Below are 25,971 nucleotides of genomic sequence, written 5' to 3'. Positions count from 1 at the left end.
TAATCGTGAAGCCTTGCCATGCTCGAACTGCGTCATCTTCGCACCCTGATCGCGCTTCGCGAGACCGGCTCCTTGGTCGAGGCCGCCGAGCGCGTACACCTGACCCAGTCGGCGCTGTCGCATCAGTTGAAGGACCTTGAGAGCCGCGTGGAGGGGGCGCTGTTCGTGCGCAAGACGCGCCCGGTGGAGTTCACCCGCGCGGGGCTGCGGCTTCTGGCGCTGGCCGATGAGCTGCTGCCTGCGGTGCGCCGCGCCGAGCGCGACCTGGCCAGGCTTGCCGGCACCGAACAGGGGCGGCTGCACATGGCGATCGAGTGCCACAGCTGCTTTGCGTGGCTGATGCCGACGGTCGACTACTTTCGCGATCACTGGCCCGAAATCGAGATCGACATTCCCAGCGGCCACCACTTCGACCCGCTACCGGCGCTCGCCCGCGAGCAGCTCGATCTGGTCATCACCGCCGACCCGCAGCCGATCGACGGCATCCACTACGCGCCGCTGTTTCGCTACGAGGGGCTTCTGGCGGTGGCACGCCAGCACGCTTTTGCCAAAAAAGGCTTCGTCACCCCGGCGGAGCTTGCCGAAGAGACGCTGATCACTTATCCGGTCGAACACAGCCGCCTGGACGTCTTCACCCGCTTTTTGACCCCCGCTCAGCTGCGCCCGCGGGAAATTCGCACCGCAGAGCTTACCCTCATGATGATGCAGCTGGTGGCCAGCGGCCGTGGGGTCTGCGCGCTGCCCAATTGGGCGCTGACCGAGTATCTCGAGCGCGACTACGTCAGCGCCGTCAAACTCGGCGAGGCGGGTATCTGGAGCACGCTGTATGCCGCAATTCGCGAGGAGACGCGCAAGGCCCCCTGGATGGAAGACTTTCTGCGCACCGCCCGCGAAACCTCGTTTGCAGTGCTCAGCGGGATCAAACCGGCGACTCATGACGAGGAATCAGAAGCGTAAAGCGCGCACCGCCAAGCCCGAGGCTTTCATCGACGGTCACGCTGCCGCCGTGGCTGGACATCACCTTATGCACGATCGAAAGCCCAAGGCCGTAGCCGCCGGAGCTTCGCGTGCGGCTGTCATCGAGTCGTGCGAAGGGTTTGAAGATATCGCCGCGCGACTCCAGCGGCACGCCCGGGCCGTCGTCCTCGACATCGATCCGCACCAGGTGCGGCTCGTCCCATAGCCGGATCACCACCTGAGTACGGCCATAGCGGCAGGCGTTGCTGACCAGGTTCTGCAGCGCGCGCTGCAGATAGCGCGGCTCGGCCATCAGCTCGACCTCCTGGTCGGCTTCGAGGCGCAGCGTCAGTGACTCGTGCAGCGGCGTCAGCGCATCGATCACCCGGTGGGCCATGGCGCAGCAGTCGACCGGTACCATCTCCAGCGGGTCGCCGTGGTCCGGCCCGCCGCCCAGGCGCGCGTAGGTCAATATCTCATCGACCAGGTCGTCGAGTTCGGCGATATCGGCGTCGATGCCTTGGAGCTGGCGGCGAATCGCCGGCTCTTCGGTCATGTCCTCGACCATTTGAACCGCGAAGCGAATGCGCGCCACTGGCGTTCGCAGCTCGTGGGACACCGCGCGAATCATCTCCTGCTGGCCTTTCAACAGGGTCTGTACTTGGCTTGCCATGGCGTTGAAGGCCAGCCCCAGCCGGCCGAGAAAATCGCCGCTTTCGACGCGTACGCGGGTTTCCAGCCGCCCGCTGGCGATACGCGTAGCGGCCTGCTCGAGTCGCGCCATGCGCGCCTCGATGCTGCGCATGATCAGGTAGATGATCAGACTCAGCACCGCCATCACGCCTATCAAGAGCGCCACGTGAAGTCCGATGGGCAACGTATCGTGGCGGTGAAGAGGGCCTGCCTTGAGCCACTGATCGCTGCCGGGAATGCGATAGAGAAACGAAAGCGTGAGCTGCTCGGTGACCAGCCGTGTCACCACGCCGCCCCGGGCGAGCTGCTGGCGCTGCGCCTCGGTCAAATCCTCCGGCAGGGTCGAGAGAAGCGCCAGCGGCCAGCCGGTCAGACGAAGCTCCGAGAGCAGCTCGGCCCTGGCGGTGTCCGGCATCTGTGAAAGCCACTCGCCCAGCACCGCCACGCTGCCCTGCCACTGTCGCTCGCTCCAGCCCAGAAAGCTGGCGCTGAGCAGCGTGCCCTGCTCGAACGGGCCGTCAGGAATACGTTGGCGAAGCTGCCAGGGATTGTTTTCGATGATCACGCCGCCGCGCTTGAGCCGCGCGCGCTCGAAGTAGCCCAGGGTGGCATCGCTGACCGGCACCAATGAGAGCTGCATCCCAAACTGGCGCGCGAAGCCGTCCAACCGCGCGGCGCGCGCCTGTGGTGAAAGTGTGGCGAGCTGGCGGGTCATCAGCGTCATCGGCAGGCTCGCCAGCTCCTCGCGAAACGCCTCCTGGCGCACCTGCTCGATGAAGGTTCGCCCCCCCAGCGAGATCAGAAAGACTACGCAGAGCGTCAGCCCCAGCAGCACGTAGAATCTTAAAAAGGAGCCGGGTCTAGGCATGCGCGGCATGTCGCCCACCTCGCGGACACGGCTGGCGGCGCCCAGCGTCGCGCCCGTCAGCTATCCTTGACAAACAAGTAGCCCTTGCTGCGGACGGTCTTGATACGGTGGGGATGGTGCGGGTCGTCGCCGATCTTGGGGCGAATGCGCGACACGCGCACGTCGATCGAGCGGTCCTGGCCGTCATATTTGATGCCGCGCAGCTCGCTGAAGATCTCTTCGCGGGTCAGCACGGTGCCGGCGTTACTCGCCAGCAGCCATAGAAGATCGAACTCGGCGCTGGTCAGGTCGATGCGCTCGCCGTCGAGAAACGCCTCGCGGGTAGCGCTATCGATGTCCAGATTGGCGAACTGCAGCCGCACTTCGCCGTTGGGCGCGGCGGGCGCATCGGTGCGGCGTAAAAGCGCGCGCATGCGGGCCAACAGCACCCGCGGCTGAACGGGCTTGGGCACGTAATCGTCGGCGCCCATTTCAAGGCCCAGCACCTGGTCGAGATCGTCGGTGCGTGCGGTCAGCATCATGATCGGGCCGGCGAAGTTTGGCCTGGCGCGACGGCAGATCGAAAGGCCGTCCTCACCGGGCAGCATCAAATCCAGAATCACAAGATCCGGCGTGAGCTCCAGAATGCGCTCGACCCCCTTGCCACCATCGGCCTCGACCGTCACCCGAAAACCGTTGTTCTCGAGATAGTCGCGGGTCAACCCGGCAAGACGTTGATCGTCTTCGATGATCAGCACGTGATCTCTATCGGGATGGTCGGTCATGGGGCGGCTCCCGCTTCCTTGTTAATGGATATTGGCCTCACTGGCATCACCCATCTTAATAACATGTAACGGCGCTTTATGGTAACACTTGCTTACCATTTATTAACGTTTGCCGCTGAATTTGCTCGGTGCGTTGATTGGCCTTGCGATCCAGGGTCCGCTTGATTCAACTTCAAGGCCGCGCTAATGTTGGCACAGCGGTTGTCAACCATTTTTTGGCCCATGACAGGAGTGAATGATGAACACGCGCAAGACCCGAAGCGTCATCAAACGGATCTACGTTCCCACTCAGGTGCGCGATCTACCCAACGGCGAGAAGCTGACCATTCCGGGCCACTACAAGGCGCCACCTTCTCACGACGACAGCGCGCAGTAAGACCGGGCGCGGGTTTCGGCGCCGGTCGTAAAGCTCAGTAGATAAAACAGCATTTTAAACAGTACATAAAAAAGCAGGCCCGCGCGGGCCTGCTTTTTTTTCGAACTCGATGGGACGCGCCACGGCGCTACCCCTTGGGCCCGAACAAAAACCAGACGATAAGACCGAGCAGGGGAAAGAATAACAACACCAGAATCCAGATTAGCTTGGCAAGACCGCCGGCCGCGCTTTTGGCGACTTTCACGATCGCCCAGATGACAATGACGAGCCAGATAAGGCCTAGCAGACCGCCAACTTCAATTCCCATGACCACTTCTCCTTGGTAAACCGATATCCTTGTGTTACCCGCACAGCATAGCACTAACCTGGCAACATGCGAGTTCAGGGCCGCGGCAGGCTGAGCAGCATTTCCCCATCGGCGATTTCGATCGACAGCAGATTGAGAAAGCTCATGCCCAGAAGCACCGTGTCGCGCTCCATGCCGGGGCTGATCGACCCCTGCACATTGCTGGCCCGCAGGCTCCCCAGCGCGACTTCGTCGAGTTCGGTCAGGTTGCCCTCGACGCGGCCGTTGGCGGTATTGAACCAGGCGCTACGCCCGGGCGAAAGCGACAGCCGGTCGGCGAGTTCCGAAGGCACGGCCACGTAGGTGGCGCCGGTGTCGAGCAGAAACGTCACCGGCTCGCCGTTGATCCGACCCGGCGCCTCGAAGTGCCCTGCCCGGTTACGCTTGAGCCGCACCGGCGCGCCGTCGGGGGCGGCGTTCAACACGTGGGCATTGGGCGTAGTCAGGTTCTTGAAGCCGCCGTCGATCAGCCAGGTTCCCGCCCCCAGTAGCACCACCCAAAACAGCAGCATCATCACGATGCCGCCGCGCTGCGCTTTAAGCGATGTCATGCACACCTCCGTCAGGTGCTTTTCCAGGCCCCGGCCGCCTCGCGACCACGCGCTTCGTTGACCAGGGCACAGATCAGCATCGCTACGATGAACAGTCCTACACATAATAGGATAGAGGCCTGCAGGCCAATCAACGTTTGCAGCACACCCAGCATGACGATCCCCAGAACGCCTGCGAGCTTGTTGGAAAGCCCCCAGAAGCCGAAAAACTCTGCGGATCTGGCCAGCGGCGAAAACACCCCGACCAGCGCGCGGCTGGCGGACTGGCTCGACCCCAGACTCAGCCCGGCCAGACACCCCACCACCAAAAACACGTACTGCGCCTGCCAGGACCAGCCAAAGCGCGCGTTGACCCACGCAGTAAGCTCGGGCGTTGCCCAGATTGCCACAATGGCGACGACCCACAGCGCCAGCGTCATCTGGTAGGTGCGTTTGGCACCGAGCTTATCCTGAAGAAAACCGAAGCCGAGCGCTCCGGCGGCGGCAGTGACCTGCACGACGATGAACATGATATTGCGCACGCTCTCGTCCCAGCCGATCACCTGAGCGCCGTAAATGAAGGCGAAGGCGATGATGATGTAGACCCCGGCCATCGAAAAAAGCAGCGACACGAGAAAGATCGTCAGGTCGCGAAAATGGCGCAGCTCAAGGAAGGTCGAGCGGAGCTGACCAAAGGCGATGCGCCGGTAAGAGACGCCGGTAGGCTTGGCCACGCCGCGCTCCTTGAGCCACAAAAACGTGGGGATCGCAGCGACGAAGAAGAACCCGGCGGCAAACGGCCCAACCCAGCGGATGCGCTCGAAGTTCTCCGCCGTCGCCTCGCCCAGCACCAAAAGTGTAAACCCGGCGGCGAACAGCCCGCCGATATAGCCAAGCGACCAGCCGAACCCGGAAATCTTGCCAAGCGCGCCGGGCGGGCCAAGCTCCGGCAGAAACGCGGCGATGAACGACTCGCCCATCGAGTAGGCGTAGTTGGAGAGCACGATCAGCACCAGCCCCGCCACCACGAAACCGGGTTCGACGAAATAGAGCATCGCCGTGGTCGCCACCGTCGCCAGGTAGCTTGCCATTAAAAAGCGCTTTTTCTCGGCGCGATAATCCATGATCGCGCCACACAGCGGCGCGCTCACCACCACCATCAGGTAGCTCGTCGCCAGCGCCAGGCTCCAGAGAAAGTTGGCCAGCCGAAAGCCGTCATCCTGGTCACCCACGATCACGGTGGTGAAGAGCTCACCAAACACCACCGTAATGATGAGCAGCGTATAGGCCTGGTTGGCGAAGTCGAACATCGCCCAGCCGAAAATTTCGCGCCGTGAGGCGTAGACCGGCGCGTCTTGAAGAGAATTCGAGGACATAAGGGCTTCCATGAGAAAGCATTGGGAAGTAAAAGGAATGAGCGCAAAAAAAGGGCCCGCAGGCCCTTTTCGAGTGCGCCAATCAGGTGAGTAGCCAATGCGCGAGCACGGCGGAGAATCCCACGATCAGCGCGGTTAACACCGCCACGATCACGACCAGATCCAGCCACCGATCGAACAGAGCGCCGAACCGGTCATGGGCAGCCCCTCGAGGCTGTCGTGGCGTGGCGCCGTGGCGCGGTCGAGCCATGCGCGCTTACTCCTGGTAGACGGTTCATTGAGCCAATAGCTCGAAGTCTAGCCCTTGATGCGCCGATTGACTACGACCGGCGCGCGACGCAAGCGTTCCTGCTCCTCGTCGCTCAGCTCGTCGGCCTCGAAGGCATCGGCGCCCACCGGCGTATCGCCGTGACGACGATAGAGCTGGGTCAGCATCGCTTTGCGGTCGGCTCTCAGCTCGCGCACCAGCACATATACCATCAAATACAAAATGAAGGTGAAAGGCAGCGCCGCCAGCACCGCCGCCGACTGGAGCCCGGTCAAGCCGCCCGCCGCGATCAGCGTCAAACAGATCGCTGCGATCAGTACACCCCAGGTCACACGCTTATAAAGCGGCGGGTTGATCGAGCCGTTGTCGGTCATCTGCGCCACGATATAAGAGGCGGAGTCGGCGGAGGTCACCAGGAAGATGAAGATCAACAGGATCGACACCAGCGAAATGACGTTGGTGAACGGCATCAGCTCGTACATCCTGAATAGCGCCACGGTGATGTTATCCTGGGTGGCCGCAGCCAAACCGACGTTATCGCCGTTGAGCTCCAAATTGAGCGCTGCGCCGCCGAACACGCCAATCCACAGGCAGGCGAGCAGCGGCGGCATGATCAGCACGCCAAACACGTACTCCTTGATCGTACGCCCGCGCGATACCCGCGCCACGAAAGTGCCGACGAACGGCGACCAGGCGATGACCCAGGCCCAGTAGAAGATGGTCCAGCTGCTCGCCCACTCGTTGCCGCTATAGGGCGAAATCCGCAGGCTCATGCCGATGAAATTCTGCAGGTAGTCGCCGATACCCAGCGTAATGGTCTCCAGGATGGCCACGGTCGGCCCGGTAACGAGCACGTAGACCATCAGGCCGATACACAGCGACAGGTTCAAGTTCGACAGCCGCTTGATCCCCTTATCGAGCCCGGACCAGGTCGAGAGCATGTAGGCGCAGAACATGATCGAAAGAATGATGAACTGCCAGAGCGTATTCTCAGGCAGCCCGAAGACCGCGTTCAGCCCGCCGTTCATCTGCAGCACCCCAAGGCCCAGCGAGGTCGCGACCCCCATGACCGTGGCCACCACGGCAAAGATATCGAGCCAGGCGCTGTAGGGGCGAAGCCAGGGCTTCCTGGCGGTCATCGATGAAAGGACCGACGACACCAGTCCCGCGCGCCCCTTGCGAAATTGAAAATAAGCGATGATCAGCCCGACCACCGAGAACGCCGCCCACTGGTGAATGCCCCAGTTGAAATAACTGTACTGAATGGCGTAGCGCGCCGCGGCCTCGGTTTCGGGATCGAAATCGCCGTAGGGCGGATTGATGTAGTGGCTCATCGGCTCGGCCATGCCATAGAACACCAGCCCCACCCCGAAGCCTGCGGCCAGCAGCATGCTTACCCAGGAGAAGAAACTGTAGTCCGGTCGGCTATCCTGGGGGCCAAGGCGCACCTTACCGTACTTGCTGAACGCAAGCGCAAAAAGAAACACCACGAAGCCGAATACGGAAATGAGATAGAACCAGCCCATGTACTGGGTAATCGCACCGAGCGCGGCCTCGGCCCCCGCGCCGAAACTATCGGGAAACATCGCGCCGACCACTACCAGTGCAAAAATGATAATGGCCGAGGCGATGAATACCGTCTTGCCTCCATTATTGGACATAAGTACTCCCTGTTGCCCTGTGTTGAATCATCCAGGTTCGCTCTTGCCACCGCTCTTCGAACGGCCTCTAGCGCAAGCGCTCTTTTTTCATTGATGTGTTTGGCATCTCCCCGTCGTTATTACCCGAAGCGCCCAAAAACTGTGCTTCACGCTTCATGATAGGGCAATCAATGGCTTCATTCTGGTGCAGTCTCATCAAGACGCGCCTGATCGCATTCCACTACACCAAACCAACCGAGCCCTTCATACGTCTCGTAACCCGGCGTTAAAGCAAAGCAAATCAGCTTACCGCCCTCAGCATAGTAGCCTCGGGTACGACTATCACGTTTTAAAGGGTAGCGACGGCCAATGTTTTCCGGCCGCGTATCGGCAATGATGCGCTCCTCGGCGTCGAGAAGCATGACGCGGCTACGGGTTTTCTCCTGCTCGTCGAGCCGCGCCCCCTCTACCACGGTCTGGGCCTGGGGCGCCCAGTCGAAGAAGATTCCCAGCACCCCTAAAGGCTCGCCGTCGCGCTCCCCACCTTCGCGAATCGCCGCTGCATACGTCGCCACCGGCGCGTCATCGAGGAGTGGGTTGTTCGCGATGTCGGCCACGGCGAAAGCGTCGCCATCGGAGGTTGCCAGCGCGCGCTTGAACCACGCCTCGCCCGCCACGTTTTTCCCCTGCACGCCGGGGTAGCGTTCAGGGCGGCCGCTGGAGACTACTCGGCCCTCCTTGTCCGCCACCCAGAGATCGAGATACACCGTGTAGGAGCGCAGGATAGTGGCCAGGCGCTGGCTAGCATGGGCGCAGCGATGCTCATCAGGTAGGGCAACGGCTTCCACCACCGCGCTGTCGGTGGCCCACCAGCGTACGTCGCAAGAGCGCTCGAACAGGTTGCGATCAATGATCTCCACGGCGTTCAGAGCAATATCGGTGAAGCGCTGTCCGGTGAGCTCCTCGAGCATGGTCGCCCCCACGGTCTCGATGCTCTCGGTATGCGCCTCGACCTGCTGGCGAAAGTCGCGGGCAATGGTATTGATACCGCCGGAAACCCGGCCCATCTCCTGGGCCACCACCGAGAACGCTGCGCCGCTGCTACCCGCCCGAGCCGCCTCGATGCGCGCATTGAGCGCGAGAATTTCCGTCTGCTGCATGATCTTCTCGATCATGCCGATCTTCTCGCGCGTGATGGTCGCAATATCGAAGGCAAGTTTCAAAACGGTATTGTCGCGCATGTAAATCTCCCGAATTCCGGGCCGGCTTGACTGCCGGCCACTACTGTTATCGAGACCCGAAGCAAGATATGGGCCAGCAGGATCGACGCGCAAGTGAACTCACCCTTCGGGCTGTGTTCCAATGGGGGCAAACATTTACCGGAGGCTCTCATGCCGCACCTGAACCGCGATTCACAAAACGCCGCCTGGCAGGCCGCTCACCAGTGGCGAGCCCGGGCTTCCAGTACGCCCGCTAATGGCTTTCTGGGCGCGCTCAAACTCGCCGTGATCTGGCTGGCGTTCGGGGCGCTGATGATCGTGGGCGTCGTCTTTGGGCTGTTCTTTCTGCTGATTGGCTGGGCATTGATGCCGCTAATGCGCCACCGCATGAAAAAACGCATGGATCAGATGCGGGCCGAGCGCGCGCAAGACATTGGCGGCAGCCGCCAAAGCGCCGGCTCCGGCTTTTCGAGCGCGGGCTCGGCGCGCGGTGAGCACGCTACACTTGAAGGCAGCTTCGAGGTCAAGGACACCACGGCAGGTGATGCAAAGCGCTGAGTTAAAACCTTATAGGGGCGGGTGCACCCAAGCAAAGGTGGCGCCCAGCACCAGCGGCATCACTACCAGGCTTCCCAGATTGCCGATCAGCACGATCGACGCCACCTTCTGCGGCGCCAGGTTGTACTGCTCTGCCACCAGGTAGTTCAGCACCGCCGGCGGGAGCGCGGCGAACACCAGAAGCGTTGCCAGCGAAAGCGCATCGAGTGGTAACACCAGCATCAGCGGCAGCGCGATCACAAGCCCGGAGAGCGGGCACAGAAGCGCCCCCAGAAGCCCGGTGCGCCAGTCGGAAAGATCCACTTCCAACAGGCGCACGCCGAGTGCAAAGAGCATCAGCGGAATGCATACCTCGCCCAGCATGTGCATCGCCTCCAGCAGCCAGCCCGGAAGCGCCACCTCCCCCAGGTTGACCACCAGTCCCGCCAGGCTCGCCGCGACGATCGGCATTTTCAAAAGCCGTTTGATCGAGACGCGCGGGTCGAGCATGTAGAGCCCGAGCGAAAAGTGCAGCAGCATCTCGACGATGAACACCACCACCGCCGCCGGCAGCGCCGCCTCGCCAAAGGCGAACACCAGAAGCGGCACGCCCATGTTGCCGGAGTTATTGAACATCATCGAAGGCAGAAAGATTCGCCGGTCGAGCCCCAGCCGATTGGCCAGCGGCCACAAAAGCGCGCCGGAGCCAAGGACCACCAGCGCCGCCGCCGCGCCGAGCCAGGCGTAATCCGCTAGCACCGCCTGGCGGTCCGCGAGCACGGCAAACACCAGAAGCGGCACGAACAGCTCCATGTTGAGCGTATTGAGCGTGGCGATGTTGGTACTGCGAAGGCGCCCATAAAGAGCGCCCGCCGCGGCGATCAGAAACACCGGCAGCAGCGTGGCGAGAATATGCCCGGTCATCGACCCTTCCGTTTCAAAGCCATGGCGGCGCCCCTGTTGATGATCCGGTAGGCGTTAGCCCAGAAACCGCTGCCACAGCGCGGTGACCGCCTCGCGATGGTGGGCGAGCTCATCGGCATCGCCGACGGGTTTGTCGCCGGTCAGCGCCGCGCGGTGGGTGCGGCTGCGGTAGGCGAGATACGCCTCGCGCAGCGCCCGGGCCTCCTTTTCATCGAGATAATCGTGCTCCTCGAGGGTATCCAGAATGCGCATGTTGTCCGGATAGGTGGCAAGCGCCGGCGTCTTGTGCGAAAGCGCGAGCACGCCGTACTGGCAGAGAAACTCGATATCCACCATGCCGCCGGCGTCCTGCTTCAGGTTGAACGTTCCGCCCGCTTCCTTGCCCGGTTTGGTGCCCAGGTGATCGCGCATCTTGCGCCGCATGGAGATGACATCATTCTTGAGCGTCTCGGCCTCGCGCGGCGCGGTCAGAAGCTCGCCGCGCAGGGCGTCGAATTTCTCGCCCAGCGCCTCGTTGCCCGCGACCACGCGGGCGCGTACCAGCGCCTGATGCTCCCAGGTCCAGGCGTTCTGGCGCTGATACTCGCCGAAGGCCTTGAGCGAAGTGACCAGAAGCCCTGCGTTGCCCGACGGACGCAGGCGCATATCGACCTCATACAGGGTGCCCGCAGGCGTGGTGGCGGTCAAAAGGTGGATGATGCGCTGGCCAAGGCGGGTGTAGAACACCGGCGTATCCAGCGGGCGTGCCCCGTTGGTGGTGCCCTTGCCGTCGCTGTCGTGCAGGAAGACGAGATCCAGGTCCGAGCCGTAGCCGAGCTCGATGCCGCCGAGCTTGCCGTAGCCGACGATCAGAAACGCCGGTTCGAACTCGCTCGCCCCCGGCGGCACGCCGTGTTTGCGTGCCACATGCTTCCAGGCCATGGCCAGCACGGCCTCCAGTATCACCTCGGCGATGTAGGTCAGGTAGTCGCTCACCTTCATCAGATGGCGGGTGCCAGCGATGTCCGAGGCGGCGACGTGCAGGGTCTTGGCGTGCTTGAACACGCGCAGCGCCTCGAGCTGGGCCTCTTCGTCGTCCTCCGGCAGGCGGGTCAGGGTCTGGCGCAGCTCGTCGGCCAGCGCCTGTTTGTCCGCCGGGGTGTAGAGCGTTGACGGGGTCAGGAGCTCATCGAGCAGCAGGGGGTAGCGCGCCAGGTGCCGGGCGATCCAGGGGCTCGGCGCGCACAGGCGCATCAAATGCTCCAGCGCCTGGGGGTTTTCGCGCAAAAGCGCGAGATAAGCGGTGCGGCGCAGCACCGATTCGATCAGCGGCTGAACCCGCTCGAGCGCGGTGTCCGGGGTGTCGTGCTCGGCCACGGCGTCGAGCAGCAGCGGCATCAGCGCGTCCAGGCGCTCGAAGCCGATGCGCTGCATGCTCTGCACCTGGCGCGAGTGGTAGAAGCCGTTCAAATGCTTCAGCACCGCGGCCGGATCGGCAAAGCCCGCCGTGTCGAGCTGGGCGAGCGCCTCGTCCTCCGGCAGTTCACCGCGCCACAAAAGCCGCCACTGCTCGAGGCCGATACTGCCCTCCCCGGGGTCGGCGGTCTCCTCCTCCGGGTCGGCGATCACCGCGTCGAAGTGGCGGCGCACGCGCTCGCGGGCAGCGTCGAGCGCTTTCAAGAGCCCTGACCAGTCCATGTTGACAGCATAGGCGACCCGGTCGCGCTCCTCACGCTCTTCCGGCAGCATCTGGGTCTGGCGATCGTCGAGCGCCTGAATGGCGTGCTCGACGTCGCGTAGAAAGGCATAGTCGGCCAGCAGCTCGTCGACGACCTCGTCCGGCAATAACTCCAGCCTGGGCAGCTCGGCGAGCGCGCTTTTAAGCGAGGCGACCTGCAGCTCGGTGTCGCGGCCGCCGCGAATCAGTTGAAACGCCTGAACGACGAACTCGACCTCGCGAATGCCGCCGGGGCCGAGCTTGATGTTGCCCTCCATGCCCTTGCGCTTCACCTCGCGGTTGATCATCGACTTGAGCTCTCGAAGCGACTCGATCGCGCCGAAGTCGAGATAGCGCCGGTAGACGAAGGGCCGCAGGCTCGAAAGCAGCGCCCGGCCGCCTTCGGTATCGCCGGCGACCGGACGCGCCTTGAGCATCGCGTAGCGCTCCCACTCGCGCCCCTGGTCCTGGTAGTAGCTCGAAAGCATCGAGAAGCTGCCCACCAGCGGGCCGCCGTCGCCGAGCGGGCGCAGGCGCATGTCGACGCGAAAGGCGAAGCCGTCGGCGGTCACCGCATCGAGAGCGGCGATCAGGCGCTGGCCGAGCTTGGTGAAGTACTCCTGGTGCGCCAGCGGTTTACGCCCGCCGCTCGTTTCCCCCTTCTCGGCGAAGGCGAAGATCAGGTCGATGTCGGAAGAGAGATTGAGCTCGCCGGCGCCGAGCTTGCCCATGCCCAGCACCACCAGCCGCTGGGTGCGGCCGTCGCGGCACGGCGCCGGAGTGCCCCAGCGCGGGGCGTAGAAGGTTTCGAGCCAGCCAAGCGCGCCGTCGATCAATACCTCGGCAAGCCAGGAGAGCGCTCGGGCGGTGTCCCACATGGTGTATTTACTGCCGCGATTGAGATCGCGCCAGACGATACCGAGCATCCGCGCGCGGCGAAAGCGGCGCACCACCCGGTGCATCGCCTCTTCATCCTCGGCGCGGGCCAATGCCTCATCGAGCCACGCCTGCTGGCGCGCCTTTTCCGGAGTGGCGCCCAGCTCGCCGTTTTGCTCGAGGGTGTCGAGCCACTGCGGGTAGCGCGTCAGGGTCTGCTCGGCGAAGTGCGATACGGTCAACACTCTTGAGAGCGCCGCCCCGCGCGCCTCATTCAGCGTTTCGAAATGGCGCGAGGGCGCGGGTTTGTCGGTCATCGAGGCGACGTTGTCCGCCTTCTCGAGCGCCTCGGTCAGGCGCGCGAGCGCCTGCTCGGCGAGAGGCGCGACCGCCTCAGGCACCTGTGCTAACACTGCCGCTTTCCACTGCATAGCCACCTCGTCACCCGGCGCCGGGCGCGCCGACGCGTTGGAAAGTTGTCGCCGGCCGCCTCTCGACCGCCGTTACTGCCTGGCCGCACACCGCGCTAGCCGGCCAGCTTCTCCCACCCCAGCACCCCCCAGGTCAGCCCGGCGATGATCAGCGAAAGCATCACCGCCGCCGAGCCGATATCCTTCGCCCGCCCGGAGAGCTCATGGTGCTCGGGGCCGATGCGGTCCACCACGTTCTCCACGGCGCTGTTCAAAAGCTCGACGATCAGCACCATGAACAGGCTCCCCACTAGCATCAGCCAGGCAAGCGCGCTGTCCGCCAGCCACCAGGCCAGCGGCAGCATGATGGCGCAGATCACCAGCTCCTGGCGAAAGGCGGCCTCATTGGCGAAGGCCGCCTTGAGCCCCTTCCACGAGTAGCGCGTGGAGTGTATCAGGTGGGTTATCCCCGTATGCCTTGGCTTCATCGTGGCCCGTCACCCTCGTCATCAAGATGAATCAATTCGCCGAGATCATGGCGTCCAGGTCGAGCGACAGCGGGTCGAGCACCTCCGACCAGCTCAGGTAAGGCGTGGAGCTGGTGCCGTTGACCAGAATGCTGAACACGCCCCAGCGCCCCTGGGCCGTACGAAAGTAGCCCGCCGCGGCGCGAACCGCAAACGGCTGGTTGAGCGTGCCGGTCTTCATCATCACGTTGTTCTGGAACGTGGCCGGGCCGCGACGAATGAAGCGCATCACGCCGTTGGCAGGCGACTGAAACGCCGCCACGTAGCTTGGAAACAGCGCGCTCTGGTTGAACATCGACTCGAGCATCGCGGTGACGCCCTGCGCCGAGGTGCGGTTGCTGGTGGTCAAGCCACTGCCGCTTTGAAGCGTCACCGGGCCGTGGCCGGGAATCGCCAGCGCAAAGGCCTCGAGCGCCTGACCGGCCTGGGCCAGCTGCGCCTGGGGCGTCTCGACCAAATCGAGCGCCAGCACGTCGGCCATGTAGTTGTTGGAGTAGTTCATGGTGCGCAGCAGAAGCTCCTGTAGAGGCTTTCCGTCCACCGCCGCCAGCCGGTTCGCCCCGCTCGGCCGCGCCGAGGTCACCCGCCAGGGGTCGCGCACGCTGATACCCGCCTGATTGAGCATGCTCAGAAGCGTCTGCGCGGTCTGCTCTGCCGGGTCGCCGGCGCCGCGGTAAACGTCCTGGGCCTGGGCGTTGGTCGAAATCTGGCCGGTGACGCGCATCACGTCGCCGCGCTCGTCAGTGATCCGCTCGGCGCCGATCTCGGTGCCGCTGTTGGCGGGTACGGTGCGCACCTGGTTGTCCACCGTGATCAGCGGAAGCGGACTATCGCAAAGCCCGGTGCGCGCCGGGGCGTTGGCGCTCGCCCCGGGGGCGACGTTGACACACCAGGTACCGAAGTTGACCCCGGCGGAGGTGAGCGGCGCGCTGTAGGCGTTGGTCACACGATTTTGAGCGTTACAGCGGTCGGTCGTTACACACTCGACTGGCCCGAAGCGCCACTGGCTGACCACCAGCGCACCGTCGACCGACTCGACCCCTGCCAATTGAAGGCGCTGCACCAGCCGCCACAAATCCTCGGTGGTCAGCCCCGGGTCGCCACCGCCTTCGAAAATCAGATCGCCGCGCAGCACGCCGGCCTCGACCGGGGCGCTGCTGACCAGCGCCGAGGTGAAGCGGTGCTGGGGGCCAAAGCGGCTCAAAAGCGCCGCGCTCATGTAGGCCTTGGTGACCGACGCCGGCGAAAGCTGGCGCTGGGGGTTCAGGCTACCCAGCACCCGAGCGTCGCTTGGGCCCAGCAGGCGCGCCTCGGCGCTGATCGAAAAGCCTTTATTTTCAAGCTGGCCCAGGCGGGAAAAATCCGCCCACAGCGGCTGGCTTACCAGCAGTGCGGCCAGGGCCACAGCCATCGCGCGCGCGGGTCGTAAAAACGGTTTGAAACGCCTCACACTCACCATCCTCAATGCACGTTCATGTTGGAAAAGACCTGTAACGTCACTACGCCGGCCACGATCAGCCCGATCCCAAGAAGGGCCGGCAGGTCCGGCTTTTGGTCGAACGCGAACGCCCCGACCAGGGTGACCAGCACGATGCCAAGCCCGGCCCAGATCGCGTAGGCAATGCCGACCGGCAGCTCGCGCAGCACCAGGCTCAGAAGATAGAACGCCAGCCCATAGCCGACCACGACGGTGAGGCTGGCAAGCGGGCGGGTGAAGCCTTCCGAAGCCTTCAGCGCGGAGGTCGCCACCACCTCGGCAACGATCGCTAGAATCAGCAGAAAAAATGCCATTAAACGCTCTCTCCCCGGGGTAACGTCTCACACACCAGCCGCCACAGCGGCTGACCGCTTTGGGCGTACTTCGCCTCGAACGGCGTCAGGTACTCGGAGCCGGGTGGGTGCGCCTCGACCAGAGCAGTGACGCCGGTGGCAAGCTTTACCGCCTGGGCGAACTCCTCGATGTAGACTCGCCAGTTCGAGCGCACCTCGAGCCGCCCGCCCAGCGAAAGCGCGGTGGGAAACACCGGGTGACCGTGCCAACGCATTTTCAGGTGCGCGGCCTTGGGGTAGGGGTTGGGGTACAAAATATAGTGGCGCGTGGGTGCCCAGCCCGCCGCTTGCGCCAGCCGCCAGAAGTCGACCAGGTCCGCGCGCGCCAGGTGCACGTTGTCGGCAAGCGCGCCGTGCTCGCGGGAGAGCCGGCTTTCGCTTCGATCGACGCCGATTACCGCGTGATCCGGGAACCGCTCGGCCAGCCGCCGGGTCGAAAGCCCGACGCCGCAGCCGGCATCAAGGATCAAGGGCGCGCGGGTCTTGTCGAGCCACGCGCGGGCGGCGTCGAAGGCGTTCTGGCTATGCTCGGCCACGGGCTTTTGCAGCGGATGGTCGAGCGCGCGCTGAACGCGCCGCGCAAGATCCGTGTGCGGACCGGGTTGGTTGGAAGTAACGACGCGAGACGCGTGCTGCATGCCTGCCTCTGATGCAAAAAAGCATGATTCTACCAGTCTCGGACGCGCGCGGCATGACGCCATCGCACCCCCGGTGCTATGATCACGGCTTCGACTTTTTGGATACTCGGCCAGGGCCTTTGACGCCCCGCCGAGGCTGACGTTACCCCACTATCGCACCACGAGGAATCCGGCTTGTCACACTTACCGGTAATTGTCGGCATGGGCGGCATCAATCCTGCTGGCAGAACCTCGGGCCATCAGGCCTTTCGCCGCACCGTGCTTGATGCGCTACCCATTGATCAAAAGCGTCACACGCTGGAAAGCCTGGCGGCGCTGATGCGCCTGGCCATTCACACCGGCCAGGGCGTTCAGAGCGAACACGGCGAGCCACTCGCCGCCGAGGCGCTGGCCGAGCGGGTGTTGAACCACACCCTGATCAGGCGCAACGAAGATCCGCTGTTTCAGGCGCCGGGCATTCCCGCCGGCCGCCAGGCCGAGATGGCGCTCGAAGCACCTCTGGTGTTTACCCTGCGCCGGCGCCAGCTGCCCGAAAACCTGCCCGCCGAGTGGGAAATAAGCCCAGGCGAAGACGAGCGCCACGTGCAGGTGCGCGTACCCGGCGGCACGTTCAAGGCGCTGTTGTCCGACGCCCAGACACCCAAGGTGGCCGCCGCCGCGCAGCTGCCCACCGGCTTTGACCCGGCGAGTCTCTACCGTAGCGTGCACCACCCGCGGGGGCTTTCCATGGCGATCTTCGCCGCTAGCGACTGCCTGGGCGCCAGCGGCCTTGAGTGGGAGCGCCTGCGCGAGCGCCTGGACCCGGACAAGGTCGCGGTCTACGCCGGCAATTCGATTGGCCAACTCGACGAGGCCGGCTGGGGCGGGCTCTTAAAGAGCTTGGTGAGCGGCAACCGCGCCACCTCCAAGCAGATGCCGCTGGGCTACGGCCAGATGCCGGCGGATTTTCTCAACGCCTACGTGCTCGGCAGCGTCGGCAGCACCGGCGCCGCACTGGGCGCCTGCGCGAGCTTTCTCTACAACCTGCGCCTGGGCCTTCACGACATTCGCGCCGGCCGCGCCCGGGTGGCGATGGTGGGCACCGCGGATGCGCCGATCACCCCGGAGATCATCGAAGGCTTTCGCGCCATGGGCGCGCTGGCCGACGACGCCAGCCTCAAGGCGCTCGACGCGCTGGAACTTCTCACCGACGCCGACTACCAGCGCGCCTGCCGCCCCTTCGCGCAGAACTGCGGCTTCACCATGGCCGAGGCGAGCCAGTTCGTGATGCTGATGGACGATGCGCTGGCGCTTGAGCTCGGCGCCGACATCCTCGGCGCAGTGCCGGACGTGTTCGTCAATGCCGACGGCTTCAAGCGCTCGATTTCCGCCCCCGGCATCGGCAACTACATTACCCTGGGCAAGGCGGCTTCATTGGTGCGCGACATGCTCGGCGAGACCGCGCTCAAAGAGCGCACCTTCGTGCACGCCCACGGTACCAGCACGCCGAAAAATCGCACCACCGAGTCCCACGTGCTCCACGAGATCGCCCGCGCCAACGACATCGAGAGGTGGCCGGTGGTGGCGATCAAGGCGTTCATCGGCCACTCCCAGGGCTCGGCGGCCGGGGATCAACTGGCAAGCGCTTTAGGCAGCTTTCACCACGGCCTGCTGCCCGGCATCCCGACGCTGGATGCGGTGGCAAGCGACGTGCACGCCGAGCGGCTGCGCTTTTTCCAGATGCCGCTCTCCTTTGAGGCCGACGCCAGCTTCATCAACGCCAAGGGCTTTGGCGGCAACAACGCCACCGGCGTGGTGCTCTCGCCGAGCGTCACCGAGCGGCTTTTGGAAAAGCGCCACGGGCGTGACACCATGACCGAGTGGCGCGCACGCCGCGAAGCGGTGCGCGCCCGCTCGAAGACGTATCTGGAAAGCGCCGACCGCGGCCATTACGCGCCGCGCTACCAGTTCGGCGAGTCGGTGCTCGAAGGCCCGGAGCTTGGCATCGACAGCGATCGCATCCATATTCCGGGCTACGCCCAGCCGGTCTCGCTCAAGGTGGAGAACCCCTTTGGCCGGCTCGACGACGAGGAGACGTGACGATGAGCCTTGAGCACCCGCGCGTGGCCGTCTACCCCGGCACCTTCGACCCGATCACCAACGGCCACTTCGATCTGATCGAGCGCGCCGCCAGGATGTTCGACCGCGTGGTGATCGCCGTGGCAGAGAGCCCGGGCAAGAAACCCACACTCACGCTCGATAAGCGCATCGCGCTGGTCGAGTCGGTGTGTCAGGCGCTGCCCAACGTTTCGACGGTCGGGTTTTCATCGCTTCTGACCACATTGATGGATGATCTCGACGCGACCATCATGCTGCGCGGCATTCGCGCCGCCTCGGATTTTGAGTACGAGCTGCAGCTTGCTAACATGAACCGGGCGCAGAGCCCGGGACTGGAAAGCGTCTTTCTCACCCCGGCGGTCGAGAACTCCTACATCTCCTCGACCATCGTGCGTGAAATCGCCCGTTTGGGCGGCGACGTCTCGAAACTGGTGCCGCTTGAAGTCGCCCAGGCACTTGCCGAGCGCTTCAAAGAGCCCCGCTAACCGCCTTATGAGGTCATCGCCATGTCCCTGATCATTACCGACGAATGCATCAACTGCGACGTTTGCGAGCCGGAGTGCCCGAACGACGCGATCTCGCCGGGTGAGGAGATCTACGTGATCGACCCTAACCGCTGCACCGAGTGCGTGGGCCACTTCGACGAGCCCCAGTGCCAGCAGGTCTGCCCGGTGGACTGCATTCCCCTCGACCCGGCACGCCCGGAGACCCGAGAACAGCTGCTCGAGAAGTACCATATCATCACCGCCGCCTGATCCGCCCGTGCGCATCTGGGCACTCGCCTGGCCCATCATCCTCTCCAATATCACCGTGCCGCTGCTGGGGCTGGTGGACACCGCCGTGGTCGGCCACCTGCCGGACTCGCGCTATCTCGCCGCGGTCACCCTGGGGGCGACGCTGTTTGGCTTTCTCTACTGGGGCTTTGGCTTTCTGCGCATGGGCACCACCGGGCTGGTTGCCCAGGCCGTAGGCCGCGAGGCGCCCGACGAGGTCAAACTTCTGCTCGGCCAGTCGCTGTTACTGGCGCTGGCCATAGGCGCGGCGCTGATGCTACTGGGCTCGCCGCTGATCGATCTGGGGCTCTGGCTGCTCGACGGCAGCGACGAGGCGCAATCGCTTGCCCGCGAGTACGCCGAGATCCGGCTCTGGTCCGCGCCGGCGGTGCTGGCTAACTACACCCTGCTGGGCTGGTTTCTGGGTCAGCAGAACGCTCGGGTGACGCTCTACCTGCTGTGCCTGACCAACGGCGTCAATATCGTGCTCGACCTTCTATTCGTGGTCGGCCTTGGCATGACCAGCGCCGGCGTGGCGCTGGCAAGCGTGATCGCCGACTACAGCGCGCTGGCCTTTGGCGCCTGGCTGGCGCTGCGAAAGCTCAGGCGTCTCGAAGGCCGCATCGAGCGCGGGCGGCTTTGGGCCATTTCTGCCTACCAGGCGCTGTTCAGCGTCAACGGGCATCTGTTCCTGCGCACCCTGGGGCTTTTGTTCGCCACCGCGTTCTTCACCGCCCAGGGCGCGCGCCAGGGCGACACCGTGCTCGCGGCCAACGCGGTGCTTTTGCAATTCATCATGATGACCAGCTACGCGCTGGACGGCTTCGCTCACGCTGCGGAGTCGCTGGTGGGCCGGGCGGTCGGGCGGCGCGACTGGCGCGAGTTCGCCACGGCGGTCGGGGCGGCGGCGCGCTTTTCGTTCTACACCGCTTTGGCCGCCGCGCTCGGCTTCGCGCTTTGCGGTAACGCCATCATTGCGCTGTTGACCGGCCTCGAAGAAGTGCGCGAAAGCGCCGCGGCCTACCTGCCCTGGATGGTGGCGATGCCCTTGATCGCGGTGTGGAGCTACCTGCTTGACGGCGTGTTCATTGGCACCACCGCGGTGCGCGAGATGCGCAACAGTATCTTCGCCGGGCTTTTGGTCTACCTGCCCGCCTGGTGGCTCTTTCAGGGGCTGGGTAACCACGGGCTGTGGCTCGCCTTTACGCTATTCATGATCACGCGCTCGCTGGTACTCGCCGGCTACTACCGCCACTACCGCCAGACCCGCTGGCGCAGCGCTTGAGTGACGCCCGCTGCGGGGATGAAAAAAGCGTGGCGGGCTCGTATATTGGGAAGGCATCTCCAACAACGAATAAAGTGAGCCCCCTATGCTACGGTTCGTCGCCAAGCCCGCGGTCAAGCTGGTCGAGCGCTATCTGCCCGACCCCTATATCTTCGTGTTGCTGCTTACCCTCGTAGCCTCGATTGCGGCCATCGCCGTGGAGCGCCAAGCCCCGCTTGCCGTGCTGCGCATGTGGGGCGACGGTTTCTGGGGGCTTCTGACCTTCTCGATGCAGATGCTGCTGGTGCTGGTCACCGGCTTCATGCTGGCAAGCTCGCCGCCGGTGAAGCGCTTGCTGGCCAAACTCGCCGCCACCGCCAAGAGCGCCGGCGGGGCGATCGTGCTGGTGACGCTTGTGTCGCTGGCGGCAAGCTGGATCAACTGGGGCTTTGGTCTCGTCGTCGGGGCGCTATTCGCCAGGGAGCTCGCCCGCCTGGTGCGGGTCGATTACCGGCTGCTGGTGGCCAGCGCCTACTCGGGGTTCGTGGTGTGGCACGGCGGTTTGGCCGGCTCGATTCCGCTGACCATCGCCACCGAAGGTCACTTCTCCGTCGATCAGATCGGTGTGATCGGCACCGGCTCGACCATTTTCGCCTTCTTCAATCTGGCCATCGTGGTTTGCCTGTTCGTCGCCATTCCGTTGATCAACCGCCTGATGCTGCCGCCGGAAAATGAGAGCGTCTACATCGACCCGGCGCTGCTCGAGGACGAGCCCGAGCGCGTCGAGCGCACCACCCGTCCGGCGGAGAAGCTCGAAAACAGCATGGGGCTGGCGCTGCTGGTGGGCGTGCCGGGGCTTCTGTTTCTGCTCGATCACTTCTTCCTGCGCGGCGGCGGCTTGAACCTCAACGTGGTCAACTTCCTGTTCCTGTTCGCCGCGATCGTTTTACACCGCACGCCGCGAAACCTGCTGAACAGCTTGAACGAGGCGATCAAGGGCGGCGCCGGTATCGTCATCCAGTTCCCCTTTTACGCTGGCATTATGGCGATCATGGTGCAGTCCGGGCTTGCCGAGAGCATGTCGGCGTGGCTGGTATCGTTTGCCAGCGCCACGTCGCTGCCCTTCTGGTCGTTCATCAGCGCCGGTATCGTCAATATTTTCGTGCCCTCCGGGGGCGGTCAGTGGGCGGTACAGGCGCCGGTGATGCTGCCCGCAGCGGAAGCGCTGGGTGCGGACGTGGCGCGCATCGCCATGGCGGTCGCCTGGGGTGATGCCTGGACCAACCTTTTGCAGCCGTTCTGGGCGCTGCCGGTGCTCGCCATCGCCGGGCTCAAGGCCAAGGACATTATGGGCTTTTGCCTGGTTCAGCTATTCTTGACCGGCGCGATCATCTCCGTGGGCCTGGTGTGGTTCTAGGCCCCGTTTTCATTCGAGGCGCCCTCTCCGGTGGGCGCTTTTCACTTCTTCAAAAGGCTTTTTCATGACCACACCCTCGAGCGTCGACACCGCCCTGCCGGGCCAGCGCGAGCTTTCCATGACGGTGCTGATGACGCCGGACATGGCCAACTTCAGCGGCAAGGTGCACGGCGGCGCGATTCTCAAGAAGCTCGACGAGGTCGCCTACGCCTGCGCCAGCCGCTACTCCGGCCACTACGTGGTCACGCTCTCCGTGGATCAGGTGCTGTTCAAGCAGCCGATCATGGTCGGCGAGCTGGTGACCTTTCTGGCCAGCGTCAACCACGTGGGTCGCTCGTCGATGGAGATCGGCATCAAGGTGGTGGCCGAGGACATTCGGGAAAAACTCATTCGCCACACCAACAGCTGCTACCTGACCATGGTCGCGGTCGACCCGGACGGCAAGCCCGCCCAGGTGGCACCGCTGCCACTGAATACGCCGCTGCAGAAGCTGCGCTTCGAGAAGGCGGCGCTGCGCAAGAAGCTTCGAAAGCAGGCCGAACAGGAAGAGAAACGCGCCCAACAGCATCTCGAAAGCGCCCAATAAGCGCCCGCTCAAGGAAAGGAGTCTTCATGCTGGCCAGAGAGCGCCACCCCAAGCTTCCCCGCGCCGTGGAGTACGCCCACATCGGCTGGGACTTTTTCATTCTGGCGGCGGTCATCGTCAACCTGGCGCTGCTGCTGTTCGACTCGCTGTTTCTGCTTGGCTGGTTCGAAAGCCTGGTGCAGAGCGTGTCGCCTTCGTTTCACGGCTTCTACGAGTCGGCGATCCACAGCCGCTTTCTCGCCATCGACCTGGTGTTCGTCACGATATTCGTGGTGGATGTGCTGCTGGGGTGGATCGCGGCGGTGGTCGAGCGGCGCTATCACCGCTGGTTCTTCTACCCGTTCATTCACTGGTACGACGTGCTGGGCTGCATTCCGCTGGCGGGCTTTCGCTGGCTGCGCGCGCTCCGGGTGCTTTCGCTGGTCAACCGGCTGCATCGGCTGGGCCTGATCAACGTGCGCAACTGGTCGAGCTCTCGCTTTGTCATGAAGTATTACGACATCCTGCTCGAGGAGCTTTCTGACCGTATCGCGCTGCGGCTGATGGGCAACGTTCAGCAGCAAATCCTGGCCGCCGATTCGCTCACTGAGCGGCTGGTCGACCGGGTGATCATGCCGCGCAAGGCCGAGCTGATAAAAGAGATCTCCCAGCGGCTGGAGTCGACGGTGGGCAAAGCGTACCAGCAGAACCGCGAGTCGATCATGGCCTCCATCGACTCTCTGATCACGCGCACGCTCAATGAAAGTCCGGAGATTCAGCGGCTCAACCGCCTGCCGATGGGCGACGCCGCCACGAGCGCCATGCGCGCCTCGCTCAGCGGCGTGGCCCAGCGGCTGGTGGACGAACTGGCGCTTGGCATCCACTCGCCGCAGTTTCGTCAGATGATCGAGCGCACCGCGGACACCGGCCTGGACAGCTGGCTGACCGTGGACGACACCAGCGCCCACGTCACCGAGCAGGTGCTCTACGACATTCTGGAAATGCTCAAGGAGCAGGTGCGCCGTCAGCGCTGGAAGGACCGTTACGAGTAGCGGTTAGCCGCAGCGAAGCGTGGTGATGCGCCCCTGGTCGTCGAGCTCGATATTGAGTCGATCCTCGCGGTAGTCCATGGTCGCGACGCTATCCGGCGGCAAGACGCGCACGTCACGGGCGCCGCTTTGGCTCGCGAGTTCCTGGGCACGCGCCTCGGTGAGCGCCTCGCCCACGGCCTGACCGATCGGGTCAGCGTTGCAGGTACGTTGGGTCGCGGTTTCGGCCACGCGCGGCGGCGGCGGCGCGCTGACATCCGGCTTATCCGGCGGCTGAGCGGTGCCGGTGTGGGTCGCACAGGCGCTCAAGAGCGCACTCAGCGCGAGTGCCGCAAAGGGGCCGGCTTTGAAGTGAGAATGAATACTTGGCATGCCACCTGTCCTTGTGTAGGCGGGTAATATCCATGGCCCGACCGTTGGGCCGGGCCACAAACGAAAGGAGCAGGCGAGCGTGCTCGCCTGCTCCCTGGAGCGCCGGGCCGAGTTACTCGGCGGCGTCCTGCACGGCGCGACCGCCGGCCTGGACGTCCTGGCCGGCGCCGGAAATGGTGTTACAGCCTGCCAGCATGGAGGCGCTGATCAGTAGCATGAAGCTTGCCGCGAGTAGTTTTTTCATTCTGTTCTCCTTAACATTTTGGGATCGCTGAGCCTTCGTTGATCGTTGTCACGCAGGCCTGTTCTCAGCGTAACAGCGTTTCAGCAATTCTGCCCGTTTAAGGCGCTATCGCGCCGGGTTGGGATAAGCGCTACGCTGAACGCTTTCAACGCTTGAGCCTGGAGCCCGCCGTGAGCACATTCAACCTCGACCCGCGTCTTGCCGCCGACACCCTGTCGCTGGCGGACCTGCCGCTTTGCCGCGCGCTTTTGATGAACGATGCCCGCTACCCGTGGGTGATTCTGGTGCCTCGCCGCGAAGGGATCAGCGAGGTCTTCGAGCTTGAAAGCGAGGAGCAGGCGCAGCTCTGGCGGGAAGCCACCGCCCTTGGCCAGGCGCTGAAGCTGGCGTTTCAGGGCGACAAGCTCAACGTGGGCGCGCTTGGCAACGTGGTGAGCCAGCTGCACGTTCACCTGGTGGTGCGTTTTGAAAGCGACGAGGCCTGGCCGGCGCCGGTGTGGGGCAAGGGCGAGGCCAAGCCCTACACCGCCGACCAGCAAAGCGAGCGCCGTGAGCTGATTCTGGCGCACATGGCCAAACTCACCGTTTGAACGCGGCTTACCCGCCGGGGCCGAAGGGCGTGCTGCCCTGGCGCGCCGGCGGCTCACCAAAAAGCGGGGAGCTTGCCGGCTGGTTGAAGCCGGCAACCGACAGCGAGACGCCCAAAGCGACGATCACCGCACCGCCGGCCAAGGCCGCCCAAGCAACGACTTTCTCCACCGCGCTTTTGCGCGACTGGCGCGCCAGCCGCCTGGTCGCCCAGCCGCGGGCGAACACGCTCGCCAGCGCCAGCGCCGACACCGTGATGCCGGTGCCCAGGGACATCACGATCACCGCGCTCACGCCCACCCAGAACTGGCCCAGAAGCCCCGCCGCGCCGAGCAGAAGCACCGCGCCGGAGCAGGGCCGCATGCCGATCGCACCCACGGTGATCAGCGCGGTGCGCCAGTCGAGCGCCTGGTCGGGCTCGATATGGTGCGCGCCGCCGCAGCAGTGTGCGCCATGGGCATGACCGTGCTGATGGAAATGGCCGTGACTTGGCCGAGTCATCAGCCCCGCGCTGCGATTGGCGGGCGTCACGAACCCGGTGAAAGCGGACGTTGGCGCCGGGCGGTAGGCATGGCGCAGCTGGCGCGCCGCTCGCAGGCAGAGCCACACGCCTAAAAGCGCCACCATCAGAAAGCTTGCCTGCTCGATCCACACCACTTGGCCCATGGCCTGACGGGTCACGAACCCGAGCCCGTACACCAGCACGCCGACCATGGCGATAGCTGTCACGCCTTGCAACAGCGAGGCGGCGAAGGAGAGCGAAAGCGCCCGGCGGGTAGCGCCGCCGTGGGAGGCGAGATAGGTCGACAGCACCGCCTTGCCGTGGCCGGGGCCGGCGGCGTGAAACACGCCGTAGCCGAAGCTCACGCCTAAAAGCGCCAGCCACGCCGAGGTGGAGGGCGTGCGCGAAAGCTCGGTGATCGAAAAGGTGAGCGCGCGGTGGAGTTCGCGCTGCCATGCCAGAATCTGCAGGCTCGCGCCCTGGAAGTAGTGGTAGATCGCGTAGGCGAGTAGCCCAAACAGCGCGAGCAGCAGCGTAGCCTTGAGCGTAGCGCCGCGCGGGCGGGCACTGGGCGACTCGGCGGCGCGGCGTTTGCCGCCGGAGGCGTTGGCGGTATCGAACATG

At 64.3% G+C, this 25,971-nt stretch carries 28 protein-coding genes; 11 read left to right on the top strand and 17 right to left on the bottom strand.

The window, feature by feature from the left end:
• Positions 1 to 18 precede the first annotated feature (18 nt).
• Positions 19 to 957, top strand: coding sequence for a LysR family transcriptional regulator (locus ACGK9R_RS02245; RefSeq protein ID WP_394577940.1), 939 nt, complete (start codon positions 19 to 21; stop codon positions 955 to 957).
• On the opposite strand, the gene ACGK9R_RS02240 is transcribed toward ACGK9R_RS02245, so the two are convergent.
• Together ACGK9R_RS02240 and ACGK9R_RS02235 are read right to left on the bottom strand one after the other, a co-directional pair.
• Positions 920 to 2,527 carry an ATP-binding protein gene (locus ACGK9R_RS02240; protein ID WP_394577939.1) on the bottom strand — a complete coding sequence of 536 codons (1,608 nt, stop codon included), beginning with the start codon at positions 2,525 to 2,527 and terminating at the stop codon, positions 920 to 922. The two genes, ACGK9R_RS02245 and ACGK9R_RS02240, sit on opposite strands and share 38 nt — an antisense overlap.
• A 47-nt stretch (positions 2,528 to 2,574) precedes the next feature.
• A complete protein-coding gene (locus ACGK9R_RS02235; protein ID WP_394577938.1) occupies positions 2,575 to 3,282 on the bottom strand; it encodes a winged helix-turn-helix domain-containing protein in 708 nt (235 codons plus the stop codon).
• A 238-nt stretch (positions 3,283 to 3,520) separates the two neighbouring features.
• Between ACGK9R_RS02235 and ACGK9R_RS02230 the strand changes: the two genes are divergently transcribed.
• Entirely contained in the window at positions 3,521 to 3,658 is a 138-nt protein-coding gene (locus tag ACGK9R_RS02230; protein ID WP_394577937.1) for a hypothetical protein, read from the top strand.
• A 127-nt stretch (positions 3,659 to 3,785) separates the two neighbouring features.
• Here ACGK9R_RS02230 and ACGK9R_RS02225 read toward each other — a convergent pair whose 3' ends face one another.
• The 6 genes from ACGK9R_RS02225 to ACGK9R_RS02200 all read right to left on the bottom strand — a co-directional run bounded on the left by ACGK9R_RS02225 (position 3,786) and on the right by ACGK9R_RS02200 (position 9,059).
• Positions 3,786 to 3,965: a PLDc N-terminal domain-containing protein gene (locus ACGK9R_RS02225; RefSeq protein ID WP_394577936.1), complete on the bottom strand. Its 180-nt coding sequence runs from the start codon at positions 3,963 to 3,965 to the stop codon at positions 3,786 to 3,788.
• 74 nt (positions 3,966 to 4,039) lie between these two features.
• A complete protein-coding gene (locus ACGK9R_RS02220; RefSeq protein WP_394577935.1) occupies positions 4,040 to 4,555 on the bottom strand; it encodes a TIGR02281 family clan AA aspartic protease in 516 nt (171 codons plus the stop codon).
• An 11-nt stretch (positions 4,556 to 4,566) separates the two neighbouring features.
• Entirely contained in the window at positions 4,567 to 5,910 is a 1,344-nt protein-coding gene (locus ACGK9R_RS02215) for an MFS transporter (protein ID WP_394577934.1), read from the bottom strand.
• A gap of 82 nt (positions 5,911 to 5,992) precedes the next feature.
• Complete coding sequence (locus ACGK9R_RS02210; RefSeq protein ID WP_394577933.1) at positions 5,993 to 6,160, bottom strand: hypothetical protein; 168 nt, start codon at positions 6,158 to 6,160, stop codon at positions 5,993 to 5,995.
• A 47-nt stretch (positions 6,161 to 6,207) separates the two neighbouring features.
• Complete coding sequence (locus tag ACGK9R_RS02205) at positions 6,208 to 7,839, bottom strand: BCCT family transporter (protein WP_394577932.1); 1,632 nt, start codon at positions 7,837 to 7,839, stop codon at positions 6,208 to 6,210.
• 176 nt (positions 7,840 to 8,015) lie between these two features.
• Complete coding sequence (locus ACGK9R_RS02200) at positions 8,016 to 9,059, bottom strand: methyl-accepting chemotaxis protein (RefSeq protein WP_394577931.1); 1,044 nt, start codon at positions 9,057 to 9,059, stop codon at positions 8,016 to 8,018.
• 150 nt (positions 9,060 to 9,209) lie between these two features.
• Here ACGK9R_RS02200 and ACGK9R_RS02195 point away from each other — a divergent pair, with 150 nt between their 5' ends.
• Positions 9,210 to 9,596 (top strand): hypothetical protein, encoded by a 387-nt coding sequence (locus tag ACGK9R_RS02195; RefSeq protein ID WP_394577930.1) that lies wholly within the window; start codon positions 9,210 to 9,212, stop codon positions 9,594 to 9,596.
• 9 nt (positions 9,597 to 9,605) lie between these two features.
• On the opposite strand, the gene ACGK9R_RS02190 is transcribed toward ACGK9R_RS02195, so the two are convergent.
• The 6 genes from ACGK9R_RS02190 to ACGK9R_RS02165 all read right to left on the bottom strand — a co-directional run bounded on the left by ACGK9R_RS02190 (position 9,606) and on the right by ACGK9R_RS02165 (position 16,476).
• Positions 9,606 to 10,499, bottom strand: coding sequence for an AEC family transporter (locus ACGK9R_RS02190; protein WP_394577929.1), 894 nt, complete (start codon positions 10,497 to 10,499; stop codon positions 9,606 to 9,608).
• Between the two features lie 54 nt (positions 10,500 to 10,553).
• Positions 10,554 to 13,502, bottom strand: a complete 2,949-nt coding sequence (gene glnE / locus ACGK9R_RS02185; RefSeq protein WP_394577928.1) for a bifunctional [glutamate--ammonia ligase]-adenylyl-L-tyrosine phosphorylase/[glutamate--ammonia-ligase] adenylyltransferase — start codon at positions 13,500 to 13,502, stop codon at positions 10,554 to 10,556.
• Between the two features lie 95 nt (positions 13,503 to 13,597).
• Positions 13,598 to 13,969, bottom strand: a complete 372-nt coding sequence (locus ACGK9R_RS02180; RefSeq protein WP_394577927.1) for a diacylglycerol kinase — start codon at positions 13,967 to 13,969, stop codon at positions 13,598 to 13,600.
• Between the two features lie 31 nt (positions 13,970 to 14,000).
• Positions 14,001 to 15,419: a D-alanyl-D-alanine carboxypeptidase/D-alanyl-D-alanine-endopeptidase gene (gene dacB / locus ACGK9R_RS02175; RefSeq protein ID WP_394577926.1), complete on the bottom strand. Its 1,419-nt coding sequence runs from the start codon at positions 15,417 to 15,419 to the stop codon at positions 14,001 to 14,003.
• 50 nt (positions 15,420 to 15,469) lie between these two features.
• Complete coding sequence (locus tag ACGK9R_RS02170) at positions 15,470 to 15,799, bottom strand: DMT family transporter (RefSeq protein ID WP_394577925.1); 330 nt, start codon at positions 15,797 to 15,799, stop codon at positions 15,470 to 15,472.
• Positions 15,799 to 16,476 carry a tRNA (guanine(46)-N(7))-methyltransferase TrmB gene (locus tag ACGK9R_RS02165; protein ID WP_394577924.1) on the bottom strand — a complete coding sequence of 226 codons (678 nt, stop codon included), beginning with the start codon at positions 16,474 to 16,476 and terminating at the stop codon, positions 15,799 to 15,801. Before ACGK9R_RS02165 ends, ACGK9R_RS02170 begins: the two co-directional genes overlap by 1 nt.
• 201 nt (positions 16,477 to 16,677) lie before the next feature.
• Here ACGK9R_RS02165 and ACGK9R_RS02160 point away from each other — a divergent pair, with 201 nt between their 5' ends.
• From ACGK9R_RS02160 to ACGK9R_RS02130, 7 genes are all read left to right on the top strand, one after another.
• Positions 16,678 to 18,555: a beta-ketoacyl synthase gene (locus tag ACGK9R_RS02160; RefSeq protein WP_394578572.1), complete on the top strand. Its 1,878-nt coding sequence runs from the start codon at positions 16,678 to 16,680 to the stop codon at positions 18,553 to 18,555.
• Between the two features lie 2 nt (positions 18,556 to 18,557).
• The gene (coaD, locus tag ACGK9R_RS02155; RefSeq protein WP_394577923.1) at positions 18,558 to 19,058 is read left to right on the top strand and encodes a pantetheine-phosphate adenylyltransferase; all 501 of its coding nucleotides are present in this window, start codon (positions 18,558 to 18,560) and stop codon (positions 19,056 to 19,058) included.
• 21 nt (positions 19,059 to 19,079) lie between these two features.
• Entirely contained in the window at positions 19,080 to 19,328 is a 249-nt protein-coding gene (locus ACGK9R_RS02150; protein ID WP_394577922.1) for a YfhL family 4Fe-4S dicluster ferredoxin, read from the top strand.
• A gap of 7 nt (positions 19,329 to 19,335) precedes the next feature.
• Positions 19,336 to 20,631: an MATE family efflux transporter gene (locus ACGK9R_RS02145; protein ID WP_394577921.1), complete on the top strand. Its 1,296-nt coding sequence runs from the start codon at positions 19,336 to 19,338 to the stop codon at positions 20,629 to 20,631.
• Between the two features lie 85 nt (positions 20,632 to 20,716).
• A complete protein-coding gene (locus ACGK9R_RS02140) occupies positions 20,717 to 22,027 on the top strand; it encodes a short-chain fatty acid transporter (RefSeq protein ID WP_394577920.1) in 1,311 nt (436 codons plus the stop codon).
• Between the two features lie 64 nt (positions 22,028 to 22,091).
• Positions 22,092 to 22,613, top strand: coding sequence for an acyl-CoA thioesterase (locus tag ACGK9R_RS02135; protein WP_394577919.1), 522 nt, complete (start codon positions 22,092 to 22,094; stop codon positions 22,611 to 22,613).
• Positions 22,614 to 22,639: 26 nt separating this feature from the next.
• A complete protein-coding gene (locus tag ACGK9R_RS02130) occupies positions 22,640 to 23,644 on the top strand; it encodes an ion transporter (RefSeq protein ID WP_394577918.1) in 1,005 nt (334 codons plus the stop codon).
• Between the two features lie 3 nt (positions 23,645 to 23,647).
• Here ACGK9R_RS02130 and ACGK9R_RS02125 read toward each other — a convergent pair whose 3' ends face one another.
• Positions 23,648 to 24,013 (bottom strand): I78 family peptidase inhibitor, encoded by a 366-nt coding sequence (locus ACGK9R_RS02125; protein WP_394577917.1) that lies wholly within the window; start codon positions 24,011 to 24,013, stop codon positions 23,648 to 23,650.
• 112 nt (positions 24,014 to 24,125) lie between these two features.
• Entirely contained in the window at positions 24,126 to 24,257 is a 132-nt protein-coding gene (locus ACGK9R_RS02120) for an entericidin A/B family lipoprotein (protein WP_394577916.1), read from the bottom strand.
• A gap of 170 nt (positions 24,258 to 24,427) precedes the next feature.
• Here ACGK9R_RS02120 and ACGK9R_RS02115 point away from each other — a divergent pair, with 170 nt between their 5' ends.
• Positions 24,428 to 24,847: an HIT domain-containing protein gene (locus ACGK9R_RS02115; RefSeq protein WP_394577915.1), complete on the top strand. Its 420-nt coding sequence runs from the start codon at positions 24,428 to 24,430 to the stop codon at positions 24,845 to 24,847.
• Between the two features lie 7 nt (positions 24,848 to 24,854).
• On the opposite strand, the gene ACGK9R_RS02110 is transcribed toward ACGK9R_RS02115, so the two are convergent.
• Complete coding sequence (locus tag ACGK9R_RS02110; protein WP_394577914.1) at positions 24,855 to 25,970, bottom strand: nickel/cobalt transporter; 1,116 nt, start codon at positions 25,968 to 25,970, stop codon at positions 24,855 to 24,857.
• Between the last annotated feature and the right edge of the window lies 1 nt (position 25,971).

Origin of the sequence: Halomonas sp. HNIBRBA4712 (assembly GCF_043558675.1) — a bacterium.
Classification (GTDB): Bacteria; Pseudomonadota; Gammaproteobacteria; order Pseudomonadales; family Halomonadaceae; genus Vreelandella.
This window is presented reverse-complemented; position numbering and strand designations above follow the sequence as displayed.

Coding starts and splice junctions, on each gene's coding strand:
- ACGK9R_RS02130 (WP_394577918.1), top strand. CDS start 22,640: ATGCTGGCCAGAGAGCGCCACCCCAAGCTTCCCCGCGCCGTGGAGTAC.
- ACGK9R_RS02150 (WP_394577922.1), top strand. CDS start 19,080: ATGTCCCTGATCATTACCGACGAATGCATCAACTGCGACGTTTGCGAG.
- ACGK9R_RS02140 (WP_394577920.1), top strand. CDS start 20,717: ATGCTACGGTTCGTCGCCAAGCCCGCGGTCAAGCTGGTCGAGCGCTAT.
- ACGK9R_RS02225 (WP_394577936.1), bottom strand. CDS start 3,965: ATGGGAATTGAAGTTGGCGGTCTGCTAGGCCTTATCTGGCTCGTCATT.
- ACGK9R_RS02120 (WP_394577916.1), bottom strand. CDS start 24,257: ATGAAAAAACTACTCGCGGCAAGCTTCATGCTACTGATCAGCGCCTCC.
- ACGK9R_RS02215 (WP_394577934.1), bottom strand. CDS start 5,910: ATGTCCTCGAATTCTCTTCAAGACGCGCCGGTCTACGCCTCACGGCGC.
- ACGK9R_RS02110 (WP_394577914.1), bottom strand. CDS start 25,970: ATGTTCGATACCGCCAACGCCTCCGGCGGCAAACGCCGCGCCGCCGAG.
- ACGK9R_RS02205 (WP_394577932.1), bottom strand. CDS start 7,839: ATGTCCAATAATGGAGGCAAGACGGTATTCATCGCCTCGGCCATTATC.
- glnE (WP_394577928.1), bottom strand. CDS start 13,502: ATGCAGTGGAAAGCGGCAGTGTTAGCACAGGTGCCTGAGGCGGTCGCG.
- ACGK9R_RS02240 (WP_394577939.1), bottom strand. CDS start 2,527: ATGCCGCGCATGCCTAGACCCGGCTCCTTTTTAAGATTCTACGTGCTG.
- ACGK9R_RS02165 (WP_394577924.1), bottom strand. CDS start 16,476: ATGCAGCACGCGTCTCGCGTCGTTACTTCCAACCAACCCGGTCCGCAC.
- ACGK9R_RS02195 (WP_394577930.1), top strand. CDS start 9,210: ATGCCGCACCTGAACCGCGATTCACAAAACGCCGCCTGGCAGGCCGCT.
- ACGK9R_RS02245 (WP_394577940.1), top strand. CDS start 19: ATGCTCGAACTGCGTCATCTTCGCACCCTGATCGCGCTTCGCGAGACC.
- coaD (WP_394577923.1), top strand. CDS start 18,558: ATGAGCCTTGAGCACCCGCGCGTGGCCGTCTACCCCGGCACCTTCGAC.
- ACGK9R_RS02125 (WP_394577917.1), bottom strand. CDS start 24,013: ATGCCAAGTATTCATTCTCACTTCAAAGCCGGCCCCTTTGCGGCACTC.
- ACGK9R_RS02210 (WP_394577933.1), bottom strand. CDS start 6,160: ATGGCTCGACCGCGCCACGGCGCCACGCCACGACAGCCTCGAGGGGCT.
- ACGK9R_RS02235 (WP_394577938.1), bottom strand. CDS start 3,282: ATGACCGACCATCCCGATAGAGATCACGTGCTGATCATCGAAGACGAT.
- ACGK9R_RS02190 (WP_394577929.1), bottom strand. CDS start 10,499: ATGACCGGGCATATTCTCGCCACGCTGCTGCCGGTGTTTCTGATCGCC.
- ACGK9R_RS02170 (WP_394577925.1), bottom strand. CDS start 15,799: ATGGCATTTTTTCTGCTGATTCTAGCGATCGTTGCCGAGGTGGTGGCG.
- ACGK9R_RS02180 (WP_394577927.1), bottom strand. CDS start 13,969: ATGAAGCCAAGGCATACGGGGATAACCCACCTGATACACTCCACGCGC.
- dacB (WP_394577926.1), bottom strand. CDS start 15,419: ATGGCTGTGGCCCTGGCCGCACTGCTGGTAAGCCAGCCGCTGTGGGCG.
- ACGK9R_RS02230 (WP_394577937.1), top strand. CDS start 3,521: ATGAACACGCGCAAGACCCGAAGCGTCATCAAACGGATCTACGTTCCC.
- ACGK9R_RS02220 (WP_394577935.1), bottom strand. CDS start 4,555: ATGACATCGCTTAAAGCGCAGCGCGGCGGCATCGTGATGATGCTGCTG.
- ACGK9R_RS02135 (WP_394577919.1), top strand. CDS start 22,092: ATGACCACACCCTCGAGCGTCGACACCGCCCTGCCGGGCCAGCGCGAG.
- ACGK9R_RS02200 (WP_394577931.1), bottom strand. CDS start 9,059: ATGCGCGACAATACCGTTTTGAAACTTGCCTTCGATATTGCGACCATC.
- ACGK9R_RS02160 (WP_394578572.1), top strand. CDS start 16,678: ATGGGCGGCATCAATCCTGCTGGCAGAACCTCGGGCCATCAGGCCTTT.